The sequence below is a fragment of the Mucilaginibacter sp. 3215 genome (assembly GCF_050433785.1).
Classification (GTDB): Bacteria; Bacteroidota; Bacteroidia; order Sphingobacteriales; family Sphingobacteriaceae; genus Mucilaginibacter.
In genome coordinates, this window is record NZ_JBNPWO010000002.1 from 542,617 (window position 1) to 555,561 (window position 12,945).

Sequence of the window (12,945 nt, forward strand, 5' to 3'; positions counted from 1 at the left end):
CTTCCCCCGCGGGAGTCGACTATATCAGCTACGCCCTCTCCTAATTTAATTAAATAATTAAAAAAATTCTTCAAAAGAAACCATTACGCATTTGCACTGTATTTAATGGTACAAAATCTATGCAATGACATTAATCAATCTTAAACGAGATGGTACCAGGAATAGCCCCTGGCAGTCTCTCAGCAGTTCGGCAGCCAGGGTTAGGCCTGAAGATAAAATATATGATTGCCTCATTGTTGGCGCCGGAATCACTGGTATGACGGCGGCGCTACTATTACAAAAAGCAGGCAAGGCTACCATTATTACAGAAGCGCATAATACCGGTTTTGGGACAACCGGCGGCACCAGCGCGCATATCAATACTTTTGCTGATACTACTTACAGCGAAGCTGAAAGTGCTTTTGGCGAGGAAGGCGCACAGGGTTTTGCAGACGCGATCAATGAGGGGTTCGAACTGATTAAGACCAATATCGATATCTATGGCATCAAGTGCGATTATGAACCGAAAACCGGTTACCTGTATTCCGAAAATGAAGATGAAGTGAAAATGCTGGATGACTTATACCAGGGTGCTACCAAAGTTGGCGTTCCTGTAAAATATACTGACGAAGTACCGACACCTGTTCCTTTTCAAAAAGCTTTGGCTTTCGATGGCCAGGCACAATTTCATCCCATAAAATATTTAAAAGGATTACTAAAAGCTTATTTGGAAGCCGGCGGCACCTTATTAGAAAATACGCTTGTTGAAAAAATAGTCACTGAAGATGAAATACATAATGTGCAGGCCGGTGAAAATAAGATCCGTGCAAAAAATGTAATCTATGCCACCCACATGCCGCCGAATATCAATGTACTCAATTTCGAATGCGCACCTTACCGCAGTTACGTATTGGCCGTTAAACTCCATAGTGGAAAATATCCTGACGGACTTATTTATGACTGCCAGGAACCATATCATTATGTGCGGACACATGTAATAGACGGACAGGAATTATTATTGATTGGCGGGCTGGATCATAAGACGGGGCACGAAGAGCCGGAGAAAGCTTTTGGCGACCTTGAAAAATATGCACGTAAGTATTATAATGTATCATCGGTGAAATACCGGTGGTCAAGCCAGTATTATGTACCCGTAGATGGCCTTCCTTATATCGGCCGCATGCCTTTAGCGGCCAATGGTATTTACTGCGCAACCGGTTATAATGGCAACGGCATGATGCTTGGAAGTGTTGCCGCCCAAATCCTTGCCGACCTGGTAAGCGGCAAAGGCAGCAAATATGAAAAACTGTTTAATCCGGGCAGAATAAAACCGATAGACGGGTTTAGCGAATTTGTAAAAGAAAACGCCGATGTAGCCTACCACTTTGTGGCTGATCGCCTGAAGATTAAAGGCACCGATTCGCTGAACAGGTTAAAGCCTGGCACCGGCAAAGTGGTTGAAGTAGACGGAAACAAAATCGCCGCTTACCGCGATGACGACGGCGCCATACATGCCTTAAGTCCCGTTTGCACTCACGCCGCCTGCATTGTTAGCTGGAACAGCGAAGAAAAGAGTTGGGATTGTCCTTGCCATGGTGCGCGCTACGATATTGATGGCAATGTATTAACCGGGCCAGCAACCAAAGGCCTTACGAGGATAAGCGGTGATGAAAACTAAAGAAATTTTAATTTCGGGAGTCACCGGCACTACCTTCATGACGCTGTTCAGCTATCTTGTATCGCTGGCCGATGGCGAAAACTTTAGCGAACCAGAGCGACTGGGGCAGCTAACCGGCCGCCTGATCCCTAAATTAGATAAACAGCAAAGCCAGGCGTTAGGCTGGCTGGGGCATTACGGCGTAGGCCTGCTGTTTACGCTCGTTTATGTAGAACTATGGCACCGCGGTAAATTAAAACCTGACCTTAAAACAAATCTTTGGTTGGGTGGCCTAAGCGGGCTGTTAGCTGTAGCTGTTTGGAAAACGACCTTTAAAATGCACCCATTGCCCCCGTCCCTCAACTTTAAAAAATACTATCTGCAACTGATACCAGCACATATTGTGTTCGCAGTTTTTGCCGGCATTGGTTATCACATCTCACAAAAAACAACAAGCTATGCTACAAATAATTAATAATCTCCCGCAGCACGTGATAGGGATTTATGCCAGCGGCGAAGTAACCCGCAACGATATGGAGATCATACTGATACCCAAGATACAGGAGCTGAAAAACCGCCAGGGTGAAATCAACTATTTGCTGGTATTGGGAACAGGCGTGGAGAATTTTACGCTGGCGGCCTGGTGGGACGACCTCAAACTTGGGCTAACCAACTTTACAAACTGGCACCGCATTGCGGTAGTAACCGACCAGAAAGGTGTGGAATGGTTTACGGACCTCTTCCGGTTTATGATACCCGGCAAGTCGCGCGGTTTTTCACCCGATCAACTGGAGGAGGCCAAAGCCTGGGTTAGCGGGGAAGAAATATGAAAGACCTGGCACAACGCTTTCCCGAAAACCCTTTGCTGCTGCCAAAAGATCTTGCTCCCAGTCGCGAGGGTTTACAAATTATCAGCCTGCTTAATCCCGGCGTTTTTAGGTATGGCGGTAAAACCTGGCTTATTGTAAGGGTAGCCGAAGGGGTTATGCAGGAGGAAGGAGTTTTATTTTTTCCTGCCCTGGATGCCATGGGCAATACCGAGATCATCAAAGTGCCGCTTAACGACCCCGACCTTATCGCTACCGATGCCCGGGTCATTAACTACAAGGGGTTGGATTATCTCACCACAGTTTCGCATTTACGTTTACTGGCCAGTGACGACGGCGTTCGTTTTACCGAACAGGAAGATTATCCGCCTTTGTTCGGAAAGGGGTACCTGGAACGTTTTGGTATAGAGGATTGCCGGGTTGCGCAGATAAATGACACTTATTACCTCACCTATACCGCTGTATCTGACAGCGGCGTAGGTGTAGGCCTGCTAACTACCACCAATTGGCAGCACTTTGAAAGCGGCGGAATGATCCTGCCTCCGCATAATAAGGATTGCGCAATTTTTGAGGAAAAGATCGGCGGAAAATATTACTGTTTACACCGGCCAAGCAGCAAAGAGATCGGCGGCAATTATATCTGGCTGGCAGAGTCATCAGACAGCCGGCAATGGGGCAATCACCAATGCCTGATAAAAACCCGGCCCGGAATGTGGGACAGCGGTCGCGTTGGCGCGGGCGCGACACCTATCCGTACGGAACATGGCTGGCTGGAGATATATCATGGAGCAAATGCTGAACACCGTTATTGTCTTGGAGCTTTTTTAATGGATATTAACAATCCATCAAAGGTTATCGCCCGAAGTGGTGACCCGATTATGGTGCCAACCGAGGCTTATGAGCTTAGCGGGTTTTTCGGTTATGTTGTTTTCACTAACGGCCACATTGCCGATGGCGACCGTTTAACCATCTATTATGGAGCAGCCGATGAGTTTGTTTGCGGTGCACATTTCTCTATCAGTGCCATCCACCAAACCTTAATTTATTATTAAAATAATAAATTACAACAAAACAAAACCGTATTTCCGGAGGTTTTTATAGAGTCTGTAATCGACAGGCCTGGATCAATTAATCATGGCAGAAAATAAGATTAAAGAATGTAGTAAATTGATAGCTCAACAGGGGATGACCATTGCTTTTGCCGAAAGCGCTACGGCAGGCTGGCTTTGTTCGGAGTTTGCACTTACCGACGAATCCGGCCAGGTGCTTAAGGGCGGGATCGCCTGCTATGATGCCGATCTCAAAGTATCACTGTTAGGTGTACCGAAGGGATTGATTGATCAGTTTACACCAGAGTCGATGGAGGTGACGAGGGAAATGGCATACCGCCTGGCACATCTTATCCCATCCGACATACAGGTAACCGTTACCGGGCTCACTACACCCGGTGGCAGCGAAACCCCGGAAAAACCGGTTGGAACTATGTTTGTATATGCGCTGATCCATGACAGGCACCTCAGTTTTCGAAAAGTATTTCAGGGATCATGCGAAGAAATTATTCAGCAAACCATCCAGGCTACCGCGGAGATGCTGATCAGGGGGCTAACTCAATTTAATTATCATCAACATATATCTACTATGGCAACAAAAAACAACAAAAAGACCGCAGCAGCGGCCAGTCGCAGTCCGGAAGCCGAGAGCGCGCTGAAAGAACTATTCATCGACGAGATCAAGGACCTTTATTGGGCCGAGAAGCATTTGGCCACCGCTCTGCCCAAATTGATCAAGGGAGCTACCTCAGAAGATCTGAAGCAAACTATCACCACCCACCTGGAAGAAACCAAAAACCATGTAACCCGACTGGAAAGCGTATTCGAGTCTATTGGTGAGAAAGCTTCGGCTAAAAAATGCCTGGCCATGGAAGGTTTGCTGAATGAAGCAACAGAATTGCTGTCAGATACCGACAAAGGCACCGAAGTACGCGACGTAGCGATCATTTCAGCGGCACAGAAAGTGGAGCATTATGAAATCGCGTCATACGGCACCTTGCGCACGCTGGCCGGTACATTAGGCTATAGCGAAGCGCAAAGCCTGCTTGAGGAAACCCTGGCCGAGGAGAAAAATGCCGATGCACTGTTAACCCAGGTAGCTGAAAACTATGTAAATGAAGCCGCAGCAGCGGAAACAGAATAAAACAAACCGATTGTTAGGGCGGCTTTCGCCGCCCTATTTATTAACCTTTTATTTTAGTGCTTAACCGAAAATTGCAGCAGGGACTTTGCGTTGGGAATAGCTGCCACTGCCGCGTCATTGTTAAAATAACACCATGCTTCCCGGACTTCCGGTTTTGAATTAATCTCATCGGCAAATTTCCGTAATTGAGCATCACTATAAGATGAGCGGTATAAATCCGGAACACCGTGAAAACGATAATATACCACAGGGCCGGTTACAACAGACTTATCCGGCAGTTCGGGATGGCTCATACCGCAAAAAGAAACACCACGCTCCCTAAGCCGTGAATAAACATCTTCCTGCCACCAGCCCGGGTGCCTGAATTCCAATACATTACTAAAGCTGGGATCCAATTGCGCCAACACGCGTGCCAAACGTTCTTCATCATAATGAAAACGCGGCGGGAACTGGAACAATACAGGCCCTAACTTTTCCTGTAAACCATCGCGAATGGTATCATAAAAACTCGTGATCATATCCACGGTTCCGTGAAACTGCTTAAAATGGGTAATAGCCTTGGGGGCTTTCACCGCGAAGCGAAACTCAGCCGGCGCTTTTTCGTACCAGGTACGCAACATAGATAATTGCGGAAAACGGTAAAAGGTTACATTTAATTCCAGGGTACGGAATTGCCCGGCGTAAAACTCAAACCAGCGTTTTTGCGCCAACCCTTCCGGGTAAAAAGTATTTTTCCAGTGACGATAGTAAAACCCTGAACATCCTATATGCCAATCCATACATATCATTTTTTAATGGCGCTGATATCGCCATTCCGTTCCATATACACCTTGTCTATCTTTTCTAAATCTTCAGTAAGTGCAGATTTGCGTACACCCTGCATGACATCTTCGCGGCAAACCAGTGCCCGTTTCATCCGCTCTTCATCAAACCGGCCGCCACGAAAAAGCGGGATCTTCTCCCCTTCTACCCAACTAACTAAAGGACTGTTACGTGCAATAAGCCAGCCCAGCAGCCGGTGTAGCAGAACGATCACAAAGCAGCAAACAATAACCGGCACAAAAGCCGAGGCACCAACCACCGCCCTGCTCATAACAGCCCCAAGCGAAATACTGACGATATTATCAAGCGGGGTACGTAACCCAAAAGAGCGACGTCCTGAAATGCGGATCAGCATAAGCGCGATAAAAAAGATAACAACGCCGCGGCTACTCATTTGCAGCGCATTCAGGTCCTTCCCCTCTCCAAAAACAGTGATCAATAACTTTTCCATAACTCAATTTTTTAAAGGTCCGCTGCAAACAACTACGGGCTTGACGTTTTGGGCCGAACGATACCTTACCGCCAGCCAAATGCCCGCTGCAACAAACCCGATGATGATCAAAAATCTTATTTTGCTTATCATAATCTCAATAACTGACGCGCCACCGGCGCTTCCAGGCATCCGGTTACTCTGACCTCTTATTACTCCTGGTATAACGTTTTGATTTATTTTGTTGATTTACCCGCGCGGCATCAATAGAATGTGTTTTGGTAAGGTCACTTTCTTTTTGCGCCAGTTCGGACAAACGGATATAAAATTTGTATAGGTGATCCAGCTCCTCTTCACTCAGGTCCTCAATATTAACCATCCTGTTACTGGTACCTTCATGAGAAGCCAGCAATTCATTCAGTTTTAAATGGACGGCTTTCGAATCCTTATTCTGCGCCTTCTGAATAAGGAAGACCATTAAAAAAGTAATGATGGTTGTGCCGGTATTTATAATAAGTTGCCAGGTTTCCGAGTAGTGAAATACCGGCCCGGTAACAGCCCATATCACTATGGTGGACGCGGCTATAATAAAAGCGGCCGAACTGCCGGTTGCCGCGGTAGCCCAGTTAGAGAACCGCTCAAAGTAATTGATTTTCTTTTTCATGTTATTTCCAGCTAATAGTGATTTCGGCATTGCCGGGTATTAAATATTCAAAGTGGCCGCCTTTGATTTTTTTTCCGTCGATAGGCTTCTGATTAACACGCACTTCTACCCCTGGTAATTTACCAGTACTGCTCTTAACCACCATCAAGCGGCAGTCGATGCGATTATCGCCCGCCATGCGGACATGAAGATAATCTTGCTTCCTGGTGGTAAATCGGTAAACAGGATAATCAGTGAAGACCATGAAAGGCTGATCAGGTATACGGATATAGTGGCGCGGCAGGATCCCGAAAGCGTTGCCTGCCCCATATACTTCCTGACCTACCTGCCCTGATTTTTCCCAGCCGTCGTGTAAATCCTCAAGCGCGATCCACAGGTTCGGATCAACCTCTCCTATTTTGGGCTTTTCCTGGAGCATTTCTTTTGGAAGCATTGTTGGGTAGTAATAAGCGGCACGGTCTACAAGGTAGCGGACATATTCGGTTATCAGGAGGCGTACTGATGGTAAAATCTCAATATCCTGGGCGTGGCGGAGGTAGTCATGCAGCGCGCAGAACACTTCCTGCTCTTCGTATACTGCCGTATAAGGAGCATCATTAAGCGGGAACAATGCAAAAAATGTCGGAAAGTTTTTCCCATAACCATAATCACAGTCCCACAGCCTCACGTTGTTAAACACACCGGCCAGGCACAGGTAACTAAGCTCGCGGTAAATTTCTTTTTTGGTGATTTTATATAAGCGCAGCATTGCACCAGCTGAAAAGGCGGTATTGTTGGCCTGGTAGAACAGGTCGAAACCCTGGCCGCGCAAATGCATAGCGGCTTTTTCCGCTTCGGTTAAATAGCGTTTTTCGCCCGTAAGCTCCCAGGCCTGCAGCATGACATGGGCATATAAACCCGGCACATCCTTTTCACCTCCTTTGCCTGGCTGCGTTTCGGCTTTCACTACCTCAAGGGTATCTACTTTATAAAAAACCGGCCATTTGTAATTAAAATGATGCGCCACCCGTATCGAAAATTCCAAAGAATCTAAAAAGAGTTTGCTGGCAACCTTATCGCCTTTCAGCGCAAGACGCGACAGGTTTAACAAAGGGTGGTGCAGGTACCAGGAATCCATAACCAGCGGTTGTTTTTGCTCCTCCTCACCTTCCAGCGTATCGGCTGCTTTTGGGTGCCAGCGCATTATGGTGCCGTATTTTTCACTATAGAATGATGGCAAGCCGGCTTTAACTTTTTTCATTACTTCCAGTTCCGCGCCGCTCCATTCCACATAATCAAGTAAAGGAAGCAGTACCGCCAGTTGCACCATGATTTCGGGAGGAGTGGCATAGTCTGATACATAGGCGTTAAAATAATGATGACCATCAAGTTGTACCCAGCAGCCCGGGCTGTCTATCAGGTCCTTTAGTCCTTTGCCAAGTATGTCGGGCCAATGAGTATAATTGGTTGCCGGTTTGGGTAAAGCCAGGTAAACTTCAGCCAGCAGGTCGAGATATTGCTGAACCATAGCCGCCTCATCAGCAGGCACTTCTTCCGAAAAAACAATAAAGGCATCACTCAAAGTATAGCTTTTACCTGCTGCCAGAGGTTTATTTTTAATGGTGGGCGGCAGGGCAAAGCCGATTTCAGGCCATTCGCCCCCTACACTATCTCCTGCGGAGGTTTCGGTTTGCTGGTTGTAACCGGCCAACGCGGTTAGATTTTGCAGGTATAATACCGAACCCGCTTTTGGCCGGCTCATACTAAAATAGAGCTGTCCCGAACGCGTACCAACCTGCCTGGTATGTATTTCTCCGTCGGCCATGTTTTCACTTCCGCCGGAACCAAGCGGTACAATGTCGCGCGGCCAGTAAGGGAACAATAAGGTGGAGGCCGGCGTTAACCTGGTGGTGTAATGAAGTACGGGCCGGTTTTCTGTGGGTAGCGTCAAAACAACTTCGTAGTCGCCCAGTAACGAGCCAATCTTCAATCGCACGTCGTTTTTCCTTTCTTTTAGTGTGATCTGTAACCGGTCGTTTGGTGAATAGGCCAACCGGAAAGCAACCTGGCTGCTATTTGGCCATCCGGCCACCAGCCAGCAGCTGTCCCCAATGTCATATATTTTAAAATCATAACTGCCTGCTGTGGTTTTATATACCGGAATAAGGTCAGGCAAATGCAGGGCGGCTTTGGTATTCCTGAGCCAGGGTGATGCGTTCATAGGTTTAAATCGACTAACAATTAAAAAAATCGCTGAAAAATATCTTTTAAATGATAATTAAAACATCGCTTGCTGTTTTAAGTTTTAATTATAAAACTATCAGTTTATGAAAAAGTTAATTACACCACTATTCTTAAGCCTTTGCCTGTTATTGAGCAGCTGTGATGCCATTGTCGGTATTTTTAAAGCCGGTGCTGCCGTGGGCATTTTCGCGGTAATCGTCGTTATCGCGGTCATCATCTGGGTTATCTCATTGTTTCGCGGCCGCAGCAATTAACAGGTAGATCATGGAAAAAGAGCTGCAGAATTTCAAGATCGCCCGTTTCGCGCTTAATGCCCGCTATGACGACATCGGTGAAACCTCCATCGAACAACTGAAACGCCATCTGCTTGACGCTTTGGGGTCGCTGATCCACGCCGGTAACAAACCTGCCATCCAAAAATTATTGAGGCAATTGCAGGTTATGGGCGAAGGCGGCAAATGCAAAGTGCCGCTTATTGAAAACTTACCCTACGACCGGGCGGCACAATTGTATACAGCGCTTATCCGTTATCCGGATTTTATGGATAATTTTATGGGCAAAGAAGCTACCTGCCATCCCAGTGATAATATAGGCCCGCTGCTGGCAGTAGCGCAGTTTGGGCCGATATCAGGTAAAGATTTCCTTGCTGCCATGGCCGTGGCTTACCAGATAGAATGCCGCCTCGTACTGGAAATCCCGGTCATGAAAGAAGGTATCGACCATACCTTGCTTTTAGGCTACTCAATGACGGCCGGAATTGCCCGCCTGTTAAACCTGACTGAACAACAAACAGCTCATGCACTGGGCATTACCGGCACTTCAATAAGCCCAATGGTAAGCAGCCGGGCATCATATACCTATGAGTGGAAGGGGTTTGCATCTTCCCTGGATGCGCTGAACTGCGTTAACATCTGTTTCCTGGCCCGAGAAGGGATGACCGGCCCGGTGGCCATTTTTGAAGGCCCCAAGGGCTTTGATGATGTGTTTGGTATGAGGCTGGATTATGACTGGGATAGAGAGACCTTTGAACTGCTACCACGCTGCGTATTGAAGAAATATAATGTAGAAGTACATGCACAGGCCACACTGGAAGCCCTTGACGAGCTGCGCAAACAGCAGCAGGTTAACCCGGAAGAGATTGAAAGCGTTGAGCTGACCACATTTTTAACTGCCTATCACATCATAGGATCCGGTGCTTACGGCAACCGGCAAATTGTAGAAACTAAGGAACAGGCTGATCACAGTTTATTTTATGCCGCCGCAGTGCTCCTTCTGGATGGCGAAGTTTATCCCGAACAATATGAGCCGGAAAGAATTAAAAATAACGATGTACAGCAATTGCTAAAGAAAGTGAAAGTAAGTACGGGTTTCCCGCTTCATCAACCGCTGATAGTTGCCGGTATCCTTGATCCTTATACCGTTGCTTATCCCGATAAAATGAAAACTAAGGTGGAGATCGGCCTGAAAAACGGCCAAACCCTAACCAGGGAACAGGAAGATTACCATGGCTTTTTTACCCGTCCGTTTACATGGAATGATACGATTGAAAAGTTCCGGCGGCTGAGCAACAATATTGTATCCGCAGAAATGCAGGAGCAACTGATCGGCACTGTTCGTAACCTCGAAAACATTCCCGAAATTTCAACCTTAATTAACCTGCTGGCAGCTATATAAAGAATTTATTTGAGCCACTATGGCAATTGCAGGGCTATGTCACAGCCGGAGATTTACGGCATGGCGCCAATCAAGCGGCAAAATGGCGCACATGATTAATGAGCTCATTCACATCAAAAGGCTTGGCCAGATAATCATTGGCGCCGCATTGTTTTTCGTGCATCGTATGCAACCCGTGACTTGCCGAAACAATAATTATAGGTATATCCTGCATACCAGGGTCATTCTTCAAATGTTTACAAATATCGCGGCCATCCATATCGCCCAGCATAACATCCAGCAACACAACATCTGGTCGTAAAGCCTGTATGGCTTCAAGGACGTCATGACCATTATCCAGTTCGGTCACCGCATATCCCTCCATTTCCAGGATCAGGTGCATTAATTCACGAATGTCCTTATCATCATCAACAACCAGGACTCTCTTCTGATAAGAGGCAATCATTATAGTTCTAAAAGCTACGTTTTAACATAGCTCCTTTCACACAAACATCATGCCCTGATATCGGAGGATTATTGAAAAATAAGTAGACACCCCATCTTCTGACCTGTTTAAAGCCGCCTTAAACAGCAACCAACTCTTCGTTTTCTATTGGCACAGTAAAACAGAACGTACTTCCGATCCCGGCTTTACTTTCAAACCATATGGTGCCATTGTTTCTTTCCACAAGCTCTTTACATAATAACAGCCCAAGACCGCTTCCTTTTTCACTGGCTGTACCAAAAGTAGTATATGAGGTATATTTGTTAAATATTTTTGATTGTGCTTCTTCAGGGATACCTTTCCCGTTGTCCCGAATCTTCAATATCGCAAAAGCCTCGCTTTTTTCCGCGGTTACGGTAACATGATCACCCGCTTTTGAAAACTTTACGGCATTCTCCAATAAGTTCCTGATCACAATATCAATCATAGTTTCGTCTCCGAATACCATCACGGGCTCAGCCATCTCCTCACTTGTTATTACCACTTTCTTTTCAGCGGCCCGTTGTTTCAGCAGCATAACATTTTGATCAATTAGCTTTCGCAGATCAAAACCGGCAGGGTTAAGTTGGATTCCGTCTAACTGGCTTTTTGCCCAGTATAGCAGGTTTTCAACCAAGCTGGAGGTTATAATCAGGGTCTCATCTATCTTTTCAATCCAGTAATCGCTTTCTTCTTCCGACAGGCTTTTTTCCTTTACAATATCCATCATATGGCTGATGGTATGGATCGGTCCCCTTAAATCGTGCCCGATAATTGAAAACAGGCGGTCCTTTACGTGTACAAGTTCTTCGAGGTGAAGATTTTGCTCAGATATGTTTTTATTTTGCAGAGCCAGTTGCTCACTGAGCTTCTTTTTTTGCATGTAATTTCTGAGCAGGATAAAAGCGAGCAATACTAAAAGTATGGTGCCCGCAGTTAAAATATCCCGCTTCAGGCTCACTTTCTCCAGTTCTTTCTGACCTATAATTTTATTTTTATTCAGCAAATCAATTTGCTGTTCCTTTTTTTCCAGCTCGTAAACAGACTGCATATTTTTGATAGTTTTCAGTCGTTGTTCGGTTTTCAAACTATCGTTCAAAGCCACTTCAAGGTTACGATAATACAGCGCCTGTTTATAATTACCTGTTTTTTTAAGGGTTAAGTACAATACGTTATAGGCAGTTTGAATAAGCTCAACAATGCCGGACCTCTTGCTTTCTTCAAGAGCTTTTTGTGCATAAAGTGTACTGGAGTTGTATTTACCTGTATAATAAGATGTAAGTGCCAGCCCGCCATGACAGTATGCAACATCTTCATCATCACCTGCTTTTTGCGCGATATCAAGCGCCTTGTTTAAATAATCTTCGGCCAGCCGGTAATTTTTCTTTGTAATATAATTTTCGGCGATATTATACATGGTGGCGGCTATATAGATGGGGTTCTTTATTCGTTGAGCTATGGCTAACGCTTTTGAATTATAGGCAATAGCCGAATCGGGTTTTCCTTTTTTCTTAAATATTTCGCCAATATTTACCAATGGGCTGAAAGTGCCTTCATGTGCGGAGTCATTTTGCTTCAGGGCTATGTTGTAAGCTTGCTGGTTATAATAAAGCGCTTTTGAATAATCCTCCATAGAGGTGTACAGGCCGGCGATATTATTGTATTCGTTTCCGCTTAAGCCTTCCATGCCCAGTTTTTCACTAATGCGCAGGCACTGTAAATGACTATTGAGGGCTTCGGGCCATCTTCCTTTGTATCCAAGAGCTACCCCTTCTGCAAGATATGCCAGGGCAATGCCTTTTTCAAAATTGATCCTTTTGGCAAGTTCAAGGGATTTTTGCGCCATGAACAATGCGCTGTCTGCATTTTTGCTCCAATACAACCTTGAAATAGCGTAATAGATCTTTACCCTGTCGGTGTCGTGCTTTGCTTTATCAAGGTTTTTAATTTGCATATTTATGCTGTTAACCTGGGCCTGGCAGGGTGACGCGCCCACAATCGTAAATCCACAGC

13 protein-coding genes are annotated in these 12,945 nt (G+C 45.9%); 7 read left to right on the forward strand and 6 right to left on the reverse strand.

Annotation, left to right across the window (positions count from 1 at the left end):
* Positions 1-124 precede the first annotated feature (124 nt).
* The 5 genes from ABIC84_RS05930 (at position 125) to ABIC84_RS05950 (ending at position 4,656) form a co-directional block, all read left to right on the forward strand.
* Positions 125-1,657, forward strand: a complete 1,533-nt coding sequence (locus ABIC84_RS05930) for an FAD-dependent oxidoreductase (protein ID WP_429262970.1) — start codon at positions 125-127, stop codon at positions 1,655-1,657.
* A complete protein-coding gene (locus tag ABIC84_RS05935; RefSeq protein WP_176624292.1) occupies positions 1,647-2,111 on the forward strand; it encodes a hypothetical protein in 465 nt (154 codons plus the stop codon). Before ABIC84_RS05930 ends, ABIC84_RS05935 begins: the two co-directional genes overlap by 11 nt.
* Positions 2,095-2,466 carry an STAS/SEC14 domain-containing protein gene (locus ABIC84_RS05940; protein WP_429262971.1) on the forward strand — a complete coding sequence of 124 codons (372 nt, stop codon included), beginning with the start codon at positions 2,095-2,097 and terminating at the stop codon, positions 2,464-2,466. The genes ABIC84_RS05935 and ABIC84_RS05940 overlap by 17 nt, the downstream gene beginning before the upstream one ends.
* Positions 2,463-3,515 carry a glycoside hydrolase family 130 protein gene (locus ABIC84_RS05945; protein WP_429262972.1) on the forward strand — a complete coding sequence of 351 codons (1,053 nt, stop codon included), beginning with the start codon at positions 2,463-2,465 and terminating at the stop codon, positions 3,513-3,515. The genes ABIC84_RS05940 and ABIC84_RS05945 overlap by 4 nt, the downstream gene beginning before the upstream one ends.
* Before the next feature lie 82 nt (positions 3,516-3,597).
* Positions 3,598-4,656: a DUF892 family protein gene (locus tag ABIC84_RS05950; RefSeq protein WP_254780052.1), complete on the forward strand. Its 1,059-nt coding sequence runs from the start codon at positions 3,598-3,600 to the stop codon at positions 4,654-4,656.
* 53 nt (positions 4,657-4,709) lie between these two features.
* On the opposite strand, the gene ABIC84_RS05955 is transcribed toward ABIC84_RS05950, so the two are convergent.
* From ABIC84_RS05955 to ABIC84_RS05970, 4 genes are all read right to left on the reverse strand, one after another.
* Complete coding sequence (locus tag ABIC84_RS05955; protein WP_426588686.1) at positions 4,710-5,435, reverse strand: DUF72 domain-containing protein; 726 nt, start codon at positions 5,433-5,435, stop codon at positions 4,710-4,712.
* 5 nt (positions 5,436-5,440) lie between these two features.
* The gene (locus ABIC84_RS05960) at positions 5,441-5,929 is read right to left on the reverse strand and encodes a DUF421 domain-containing protein (protein WP_112655007.1); all 489 of its coding nucleotides are present in this window, start codon (positions 5,927-5,929) and stop codon (positions 5,441-5,443) included.
* Positions 5,930-6,104: 175 nt separating this feature from the next.
* Positions 6,105-6,572 carry a low affinity iron permease family protein gene (locus ABIC84_RS05965; protein WP_426588688.1) on the reverse strand — a complete coding sequence of 156 codons (468 nt, stop codon included), beginning with the start codon at positions 6,570-6,572 and terminating at the stop codon, positions 6,105-6,107.
* Between the two features lies 1 nt (position 6,573).
* Positions 6,574-8,772 carry a hypothetical protein gene (locus ABIC84_RS05970; protein WP_429262973.1) on the reverse strand — a complete coding sequence of 733 codons (2,199 nt, stop codon included), beginning with the start codon at positions 8,770-8,772 and terminating at the stop codon, positions 6,574-6,576.
* A 106-nt stretch (positions 8,773-8,878) separates the two neighbouring features.
* Here ABIC84_RS05970 and ABIC84_RS05975 point away from each other — a divergent pair, with 106 nt between their 5' ends.
* A complete protein-coding gene (locus tag ABIC84_RS05975; RefSeq protein ID WP_176624282.1) occupies positions 8,879-9,049 on the forward strand; it encodes a hypothetical protein in 171 nt (56 codons plus the stop codon).
* A gap of 10 nt (positions 9,050-9,059) precedes the next feature.
* Positions 9,060-10,469, forward strand: coding sequence for an MmgE/PrpD family protein (locus ABIC84_RS05980; RefSeq protein WP_429262974.1), 1,410 nt, complete (start codon positions 9,060-9,062; stop codon positions 10,467-10,469).
* Between the two features lie 70 nt (positions 10,470-10,539).
* On the opposite strand, the gene ABIC84_RS05985 is transcribed toward ABIC84_RS05980, so the two are convergent.
* Complete coding sequence (locus ABIC84_RS05985; RefSeq protein WP_426588696.1) at positions 10,540-10,914, reverse strand: response regulator; 375 nt, start codon at positions 10,912-10,914, stop codon at positions 10,540-10,542.
* Between the two features lie 118 nt (positions 10,915-11,032).
* Positions 11,033-12,886 (reverse strand): tetratricopeptide repeat-containing sensor histidine kinase, encoded by a 1,854-nt coding sequence (locus ABIC84_RS05990; RefSeq protein ID WP_429262975.1) that lies wholly within the window; start codon positions 12,884-12,886, stop codon positions 11,033-11,035.
* Positions 12,887-12,945: the final 59 nt, after the last annotated feature.

Bases quoted from the DNA above. Each gene is read 5' to 3' on its own strand.
- ABIC84_RS05930 (WP_429262970.1), top strand. From the start codon at position 125: ATGACATTAATCAATCTTAAACGAGATGGTACCAGGAATAGCCCCTGG.
- ABIC84_RS05935 (WP_176624292.1), top strand. From the start codon at position 1,647: ATGAAAACTAAAGAAATTTTAATTTCGGGAGTCACCGGCACTACCTTC.
- ABIC84_RS05940 (WP_429262971.1), top strand. From the start codon at position 2,095: ATGCTACAAATAATTAATAATCTCCCGCAGCACGTGATAGGGATTTAT.
- ABIC84_RS05945 (WP_429262972.1), top strand. From the start codon at position 2,463: ATGAAAGACCTGGCACAACGCTTTCCCGAAAACCCTTTGCTGCTGCCA.
- ABIC84_RS05950 (WP_254780052.1), top strand. From the start codon at position 3,598: ATGGCAGAAAATAAGATTAAAGAATGTAGTAAATTGATAGCTCAACAG.
- ABIC84_RS05955 (WP_426588686.1), bottom strand. From the start codon at position 5,435: ATGGATTGGCATATAGGATGTTCAGGGTTTTACTATCGTCACTGGAAA.
- ABIC84_RS05960 (WP_112655007.1), bottom strand. From the start codon at position 5,929: ATGGAAAAGTTATTGATCACTGTTTTTGGAGAGGGGAAGGACCTGAAT.
- ABIC84_RS05965 (WP_426588688.1), bottom strand. From the start codon at position 6,572: ATGAAAAAGAAAATCAATTACTTTGAGCGGTTCTCTAACTGGGCTACC.
- ABIC84_RS05970 (WP_429262973.1), bottom strand. From the start codon at position 8,772: ATGAACGCATCACCCTGGCTCAGGAATACCAAAGCCGCCCTGCATTTG.
- ABIC84_RS05975 (WP_176624282.1), top strand. From the start codon at position 8,879: ATGAAAAAGTTAATTACACCACTATTCTTAAGCCTTTGCCTGTTATTG.
- ABIC84_RS05980 (WP_429262974.1), top strand. From the start codon at position 9,060: ATGGAAAAAGAGCTGCAGAATTTCAAGATCGCCCGTTTCGCGCTTAAT.
- ABIC84_RS05985 (WP_426588696.1), bottom strand. From the start codon at position 10,914: ATGATTGCCTCTTATCAGAAGAGAGTCCTGGTTGTTGATGATGATAAG.
- ABIC84_RS05990 (WP_429262975.1), bottom strand. From the start codon at position 12,886: ATGCAAATTAAAAACCTTGATAAAGCAAAGCACGACACCGACAGGGTA.